General features: G+C 67.8%; 7 protein-coding genes. 3 read left to right on the top strand and 4 right to left on the bottom strand.

Going from position 1 to position 6,670, the window contains the following annotated elements:
* Positions 1 to 254: 254 nt before the first annotated feature.
* Both ACFWZU_RS10330 and ACFWZU_RS10335 read left to right on the top strand, forming a co-directional pair.
* Entirely contained in the window at positions 255 to 791 is a 537-nt protein-coding gene (locus ACFWZU_RS10330; RefSeq protein WP_439701424.1) for a flavodoxin family protein, read from the top strand.
* 57 nt (positions 792 to 848) lie between these two features.
* Complete coding sequence (locus ACFWZU_RS10335; RefSeq protein WP_439701425.1) at positions 849 to 1,319, top strand: hypothetical protein; 471 nt, start codon at positions 849 to 851, stop codon at positions 1,317 to 1,319.
* 37 nt (positions 1,320 to 1,356) lie between these two features.
* On the opposite strand, the gene ACFWZU_RS10340 is transcribed toward ACFWZU_RS10335, so the two are convergent.
* The gene (locus ACFWZU_RS10340; protein ID WP_439701426.1) at positions 1,357 to 3,438 is read right to left on the bottom strand and encodes an alkaline phosphatase D family protein; all 2,082 of its coding nucleotides are present in this window, start codon (positions 3,436 to 3,438) and stop codon (positions 1,357 to 1,359) included.
* A gap of 469 nt (positions 3,439 to 3,907) precedes the next feature.
* Here ACFWZU_RS10340 and ACFWZU_RS10345 point away from each other — a divergent pair, with 469 nt between their 5' ends.
* Entirely contained in the window at positions 3,908 to 4,717 is an 810-nt protein-coding gene (locus tag ACFWZU_RS10345; protein ID WP_439701437.1) for a class I SAM-dependent methyltransferase, read from the top strand.
* Positions 4,718 to 4,846: 129 nt separating this feature from the next.
* On the opposite strand, the gene ACFWZU_RS10350 is transcribed toward ACFWZU_RS10345, so the two are convergent.
* The 3 genes from ACFWZU_RS10350 to ACFWZU_RS10360 form a co-directional block, all read right to left on the bottom strand.
* On the bottom strand, positions 4,847 to 5,137 hold the full coding sequence (locus ACFWZU_RS10350) for a HigA family addiction module antitoxin (protein WP_439701427.1): 291 nt from the start codon (positions 5,135 to 5,137) through the stop codon (positions 4,847 to 4,849).
* Between the two features lie 16 nt (positions 5,138 to 5,153).
* Positions 5,154 to 5,432 (bottom strand): type II toxin-antitoxin system RelE/ParE family toxin, encoded by a 279-nt coding sequence (locus tag ACFWZU_RS10355; protein ID WP_439701428.1) that lies wholly within the window; start codon positions 5,430 to 5,432, stop codon positions 5,154 to 5,156.
* Positions 5,433 to 5,595: 163 nt separating this feature from the next.
* Positions 5,596 to 6,297: a transposase gene (locus ACFWZU_RS10360; protein WP_439701438.1), complete on the bottom strand. Its 702-nt coding sequence runs from the start codon at positions 6,295 to 6,297 to the stop codon at positions 5,596 to 5,598.
* Positions 6,298 to 6,670: the final 373 nt, after the last annotated feature.

Consider the following 6,670-nt stretch of genomic DNA (forward strand, 5'->3'; position numbering starts at 1 on the left):
CGCGCCTGCTCCGCGCGCGGATTGACTTCGATCAAGGACTGCAAAGGGTGGCGCACGGCACGGTCCGTGGCGATCGGCCCGCGGCCCGCGGCGGGCAGGATCTCCTCCGCGCCAGTTCCGTGCACGTGTCGGTCATCGGTCCGCGCCGTACGGTTTGACCTGCATCAAAACCGCCATCGCGGCAGGTAGGAGCATGTGACCGGGACGATCCGTCGAGCCGGTCCCTGCACCGGTCGTTCGTTCCCGGAGGCGCCATGTCACCCGCAAGCCCTTTGCTGGTCGTCTACTACAGCCGCAGTGGCAACACCGCGCGCGTTGGCCATGAACTCGCCCAGCGACTCGGTGCGGACCAACTGGCGATCGAGGACCTGCGCGGCGATGGCCGCGTATCGGTCTGGCGGGCCACGCTCGACCGCCTGCTGGGCACCCTGCCCCCGATCGCCGATCCCGCCGTGCCGCTGGAAAACTACGACCTGGTCGTACTGGGCACGCCGGTCTGGGCCGGACGCCCTGCCTCTCCCGTGCGCCGGTTCCTGCACGATCACGGAGCGCGCCTGCCCGCAACGGCGTTCTTCTGCACCATGGGCGGCAAGGGCGCGGAAAGCACGTTCGGCGAGATGCAGGAGCGACTCGGCAAGCCGCCACGGGCCACCTGCGCTATCGACGCCGGGATGATGGCCTACGGCGGCTACCTCGACCGGCTCGATGCGTTCGCCAGTCGATTGGCCGACGGGGCGCGCGCGCCGCTCAACCACGTGCATGCCTGGAACGGGATCCACGTCAGCGGTTAGGCAAACGCTGAAGCTCGCCGCCGGTCAGAGATGCCTTTCGCCAGCGAGGTTCGCACGATGCACGATCCACGCTTCCCAACGTCTCCTGCACGGGTTCGCGTGCGGCGGCTCCTCGGCACAGGGCTGCTGCTTTGGCTCGCAAGCATGGCGGCCGCCGCCACATCGACCATCAGCAACGGATCCACCGACCAGCTCGTCGGCACCTGGCACGGTCGATCGCTTTGCGTCACCGCCAAGCCCGCGTGCACTGATGAGACCGTCGTCTATCACATTCGCCGGACCCGTCCACATGAGGATGTCTTTGCCATCCAGGCGGACAAGATCGTCGCCGGCCGGGAGGAAACCATAGGCGACCTGTCCTGCCGCTTCGAGCCTCTCCGGCAGTTGCTCGTCTGCCCCATGCACGGTGCCGGGTGGCGGTTCCGCTGGGACGGAAGTTCGCTCGTCGGGGTGCTGATCGACAGCGACGGAAGCCTGTTTCGTGTCATCCAGGTGCAGCGGTCAACCACGGGCCCAGGCCGACCCTGACACCCGCGCCGGAACGTGTGCTGATCCGCTCAGTCCCTCATACCGCCAGCCCCGGATCGCCCTCCACCACCGTCTGCCGCATCCGCGGCCGCTCGCCGGCTTGCCACAGCGGCACTTCGTGGCGGACGCGGTAACGCAGCGGACCGCCATCCGGGCTCGGGCTGCGCTCGATCGGGCGCGGGATGCAGACGAACTCGGTGACCATCGTGCGGGCGTCGACGCGGACGGTCGCGTAGCCGTGGCCGCCCATGTCGACGAAGGTCAGGTGCGGGGCCAGGTCGGGGTTGCTGGCGGCGTGTGCCTTCTTGAGGTCGCCGCTCTTGGCGAACTCCAGCGCCGAGCGCACGCCGTGGTGCAGGAGCAGGTTGACGGTGGGCTGCGTCGGGCCATCGCCCGGGTTGGCGACGTACAACGGGCGCAGCGGATCGTCCTTTTTCAGGTTGTGCTCGGAGGCTTCGAGCATGCCCGGGGAAATGAGCGAACCGCCCACGAACGTGACGCCCACGGGCTCGAAGGCGGCGGGTGGCAGGGCCTTGGCCGCGTAGCCCGCCCAGAAGCTGTGGCGATCGCCTGAGACGATCGCGAAACCGGTGATGGCGGCATCGCGCACGGCGTCGAAGATCTCGGCGCGCTCGTGGTACGCGCCGCCCCAGTCGCTGGTGGCCATGACGGCAAAACCTTCGCCGGACCATTTGCCCAGCGCGGGCGGGAGATGTTGCGGGTCCACGCGCCAGTCCGGCGTGCCCAGCGAATTGCCCCAGATCTTCCAGGTGGCTTGCGCGCCGCGCAGGCGCTCGAGGAACCAGGCTTTCTGCTTCGCCCCCAGCAGGGTCTGGGCGGGTTCGCCAGCGCGGTAGTTGGCCACGCTCTTGCCGCGGAAGCTGAGCTTCGCCGGCGGATGGCCGCCGGCGTAGTCGCGGCCCGCGTCGAGCTGCATCGCCAGCTCCTCGGGGACCCAGCCCAGGGCATCGCCTTCGAACAGCGGGGTGAGCTCTTCGTGCGAACCCGGGTCGCGCGAGCGGAAGCTGTGCTGGTCGGTGAGGATCAGGTCGATGTGACGACCCCAGCGCAGGGCGCGATAGACGATCAGGCTGTCGATGGCGGCGAGGTTGTTGGGCTCGCGCCCTAATCCATCGTCATCGAACGCGGTGACCGGGGTATCTACGACGTACGGCGCAGCAAAGGTGTCCAGGTGGGCACCCGGCGCCGCGACCCGCGCCGGCTGGTATTCGAACCAGGCCTGGTTGGCCGCGACCTTGAGCGTCTGCGCGGGAATCAAACCCTTTGTGCCGGGAAATTCCTGGATCGACTGCCAGCCCCGCCAGGAGAATTCGTGGTTGTCCCAGACCGCCACGAACGGCCAGCGCGCGCGCGCATCCTGCAGGTCCGGGTCCTGCAGGTAGCCGTGGTAGAGGGCGCGGTAATCCTCCAGCGAGGCCGGCACCCAGTAGCGGTCGTTGGCGACCGTCTTGCCCGTCGGGTAGTGGACCGGGAACCGGATGCGGCGGTCGTAGCGATGGCCGTCCTCGACCTGGTCGGGGTATTGCACGACCTCGTAGACGAAGTCGCCCAGGTGCAGCACGAATCCGATCCGGTCTTCGGGCGCCGCGCGCTCGTCTTCGTAGAGCATGCGCCGATAGGCGTTCAGCGCGCCCTCGCAGACGTCCTGGCAACTGACGAAGGCGAAGCGCGCCGGTCGCGGATCGTCGGGCGCCGGGGCGGTCATCGTGCGGCCGATCCGGCTGCCGTTGCCCTCCTCGTCCACGAAGCGGTACCAGTACTCGCGCGCCGACGGCAGCTGGCCGACCAGCACCCGGCAGGTCCAGTCGGACGCGGCCGACACCCGCGCCGCCGTGCTCGCGATCACCTTCGTGAAGCCCGGATCCTCCGCCACCTCGACCCGCAGAGCGGCGCTCGTGCGCGCGTCCGCATACGGGCGCCGCGTCCACAGCAGGACGCTATTGTCGTCCGGATCGCCCGAGGCGACACCCTGCGGATACAGCTCCCGCCGCTCGCGCCAGCCGCTCGACGACGGGCGCGCGGGCGTGCAACCCAGGGCCAGCGCCGCGCCCAGCGTGGCGGAGAGCTTCAGGAACTGGCGGCGGTCCATGGTCGGCATGAGGTCCCCTCGCCCGCGGCGGGTCGCGTGGTCGATGCCGCGAACGCTAGCCTTCGTGGCGGGCCGGGGAGTGTGCCGGAAGTACCGACGACGATGGTGGAGCGCTCAAGCGCGGACGCAGTGGCCAGGTAGCCAAACGGGTGAGGTTTAACCCCTGCGCCACCGTTATCCGGTTATCCGGGGCGCTTCCGGGAGGAGCTAACCGATCCGCGGATCGTGCGCCCGCGAGGGCCCTTGCGTGAAGTCCTCTCTGGCGCGGCATAGTGGTGTCGCCGGTCTTCCGGACTGGCCGGCACCAGGGCTCATCCACATCGATAAGGCTCCGGCGCTGACCAGCCACGCGGGCCAGCGCCGAGAGCGGCTTGAGGCACATCCGGCTCGCCATCCGGCACTCACCCGCGTTGCACGTACTGCCTTGCGCCGGGGAGTAGGCTTCGGACCCGATGCGAACAAGGAGGCCCAAGCCATGATGCTGCACAACCGCCGATCCATCCCCTGGCTGGCCAGCGTGGTGCTGGCCGCCTTGTCCACCGCTGCCGTGGCGGCGGAACCGGCCACGCCCGCCGTCACCTCGCTGCAGCAGGCCGCCGCCGGCAGCTGGCGCTCCGACGCCAACAAGGCTCGGGACGTCTACCGGCATCCGGTGCAGACCCTGCAGTTCTTCGGCCTGAAGCCCGACATGACCGTGGTCGAACTGGCGCCGGGCGGCGGCTGGTACACCGAGATCCTCGCGCCTTACCTGGCCGCGCACGGACGTCTCATCGAGGCCACCTCCCCGGGCGCCAGCGCGTTCACCGCCAAGCTCAAGGCCATGCCGAGCGTGTACGGCAAGGTCGGCCCCATGGTGGACTTCGCGCCACCCAAGCAAGTGCGGCTCGGCCCGGACGGCTCCGCCGACATGGTGCTGACCTTCCGCAACACCCATGACTGGCTCAACCAGGGACCGGACACGCTCGCCGCGGCCTTCAAGGCCGCGTTCGCCGTACTCAAGCCCGGCGGCGTGTTCGGCGTGGTCGAGCACCGCGCCAGGCCTTACGCCGATGCCCAGCAAAGCGCCCGCGAGCTGCACCGGATCCCCGAGGACTACCTCATCGCGCTGGCCCTGAAGACCGGCTTCCGCCTGGACGGCGTCTCCCAGATCAACGCCAACCCCAAGGACCCGGAGGACATCAACGTCCACCGCCTGCTGCCCGACCTCGCCGGGGATGACAGCGAACACGCGAAGATGCGGGCGATCGGCGAATCGGACCGGATGACGCTGCGGCTGGTCAAACCTTAGGCGGGCGGCAACGGTGCGGTCATTCTGTGCGGCCGGCCCCGCGGCGAAGGCTCAGCGGAGAACGGAGGCCACCCCGCCCGATTTGCATCGGGGTCGACGGTCCAGCGTTGACGAGGGAATTCGGGAACCTCACGCGGCAAGGCGCCTGATCCGTTCAACGGCCTTGCCGAGCGCGCGATGGGCTTCTTCGAGGTCGTAGTCCGCCTGCAGCCCCATCCAGAAGCGTTCGCTGGTGCCCAGTGCCGCCGCCAGGCGCACGGCCGTGTCCGCGCTGATGCCGCGCTTGCCGAGCACGATCTCGTTGATGCGGCGCGGGGGCACGCCGGCGGCCCGTGCCAGGGCGTTCTGGCTTATGCCCATCGGCAGCAGGAATTCCTCGAGCAGCACTTCGCCGGGATGAATGTTGGGCAAGGTCTTCATGGTCGAATCCAGGGCATCAGTGGTAATCGACGATCTCCACGTCGTAGGCGTCGCCGTCCTTCCAGCGGAAGCATAGGCGCCATTGGTCGTTGATCCGGATGCTGTGCTGTCCCTTTCGACCGCCCTTGAGCGCCTCCAGGCGGTTCGCAGGTGGAATGCGCAAGTCGTCCAGGTTGAGCGCGTTGTTGAGCATGCGCAGCTTGCGGCGAGCGACCGGCTGGATATCTCCAGGCAGCCGGGACGGCGTGCCGTCCCAGATCTTTTCCGCTTCCCTGTCGGCAAAGTTCCGGATCACGGACGGACCATAACGCGGCCCGTCATATGACGCAAGCCGTCATGTGTGACGGGCAACCGCCCATCGTCGGGTCTAAAGCCGGGTCCGGTCTAGGTCTAAAGCCGGGTCAGAGTGCACTTTTCGCATCCTTCCTTGGGCGACCGATCTTCGCTGTAAAGCCGGGTCAGAGTGCACTTTTCGCATCCTTCCTTGGGCGACCGATCTTCGCTGGGCCAGCGCGGCGCCCCAGTTGCGCTTCAATGGCTGCACGGAAACGGTCCGTGCCCAGCGCGTGCTGACGTTGCAGGTGCAGACGTATGGCCGTCAGGTCGTCATCCGAGATGGCTTGCCTGACCAGTTCGCGATAGGCGTTCTGCCGGGACTCCGCATCAGCGCCAAGGGAGCGATAGTTGGGATGCGGCGTGATCAGCGGGTCATGCCTTCCATGTGCATTTGCGCCGTAGCTCGACCAGCGGTAGCCATCAGGCTCTCCGACCATGCGGGCACGTACCGGGTTGAGCTCGATGTACCGGTAGCAATGCAACAGATAGCTTTCGCGGTCCACCAGGCAGGACTTGTAGCGGCCTTCCCACAGCGTCCCGGTGCGATGGTGTCGATCGTTGATGTAGCGCACGTACCGGCGCCCGAGCGCCTGCATGAGCGCCGCCACCTGCCCTGCCGCCGAAGGCGTCAGCAGCAGATGCACGTGGTTGGTCATCAGCACGTAGGCATGCACGGCGCAATGCCGGCGCAGGGCAAGCTCCTTCAGCTCCTGCAGATAGCGCAGATAGTCGGCCTCCTCGAAGAAACACGGCTGCCTGTCGTTGCCCCGCTGGACGACGTGCTGAGGGATCCCCGCTAGATCGAGTCTTGGCTGGCGTGGCATGGGAGCGTCCTTGAGCGAAGCATCCAAGGCTGCCTCACCGCTCCATGCCCGGATGTCGGCCAAGCAAGCCTCCCCGTGTCGGGAAAGTGCACTCTGGCTCGGGTTTTGACATGGCTCGGGTTTTGTCTCCCCTGGTACCCTGGCCCTGGGCCGAGGGGACGCCGATGCCAAACGCCGTATTCACCGCTTCCGCAAGTTCGATCCGACGTCCCCCCGCTTTCAGTAGCGGTCGGGTTTAGAGTCCGGGCGACGTCCCCCCGCTTTCAGTAGCGGTCGGGTTTAGAGTCCGGGGTTGATCGTAGCTGTGTTTGCCAAGTGCTGTGCATAGGCCGCTGGCGTCATCCCGCTGAGGGCCGCCTTCGGTCTCTCTTCG

This window comes from Frateuria sp. GZRR33, assembly GCF_051900425.1.
Taxonomy (GTDB): domain Bacteria; phylum Pseudomonadota; class Gammaproteobacteria; order Xanthomonadales; family Rhodanobacteraceae; genus Frateuria_A.

Bases quoted from the DNA above. Each gene is read 5' to 3' on its own strand.
- ACFWZU_RS10335 (WP_439701425.1), top strand. From the start codon at position 849: ATGCACGATCCACGCTTCCCAACGTCTCCTGCACGGGTTCGCGTGCGG.
- ACFWZU_RS10350 (WP_439701427.1), bottom strand. From the start codon at position 5,137: ATGAAGACCTTGCCCAACATTCATCCCGGCGAAGTGCTGCTCGAGGAA.
- ACFWZU_RS10360 (WP_439701438.1), bottom strand. From the start codon at position 6,297: ATGCCACGCCAGCCAAGACTCGATCTAGCGGGGATCCCTCAGCACGTC.
- ACFWZU_RS10345 (WP_439701437.1), top strand. From the start codon at position 3,908: ATGCTGCACAACCGCCGATCCATCCCCTGGCTGGCCAGCGTGGTGCTG.
- ACFWZU_RS10330 (WP_439701424.1), top strand. From the start codon at position 255: ATGTCACCCGCAAGCCCTTTGCTGGTCGTCTACTACAGCCGCAGTGGC.
- ACFWZU_RS10340 (WP_439701426.1), bottom strand. From the start codon at position 3,438: ATGCCGACCATGGACCGCCGCCAGTTCCTGAAGCTCTCCGCCACGCTG.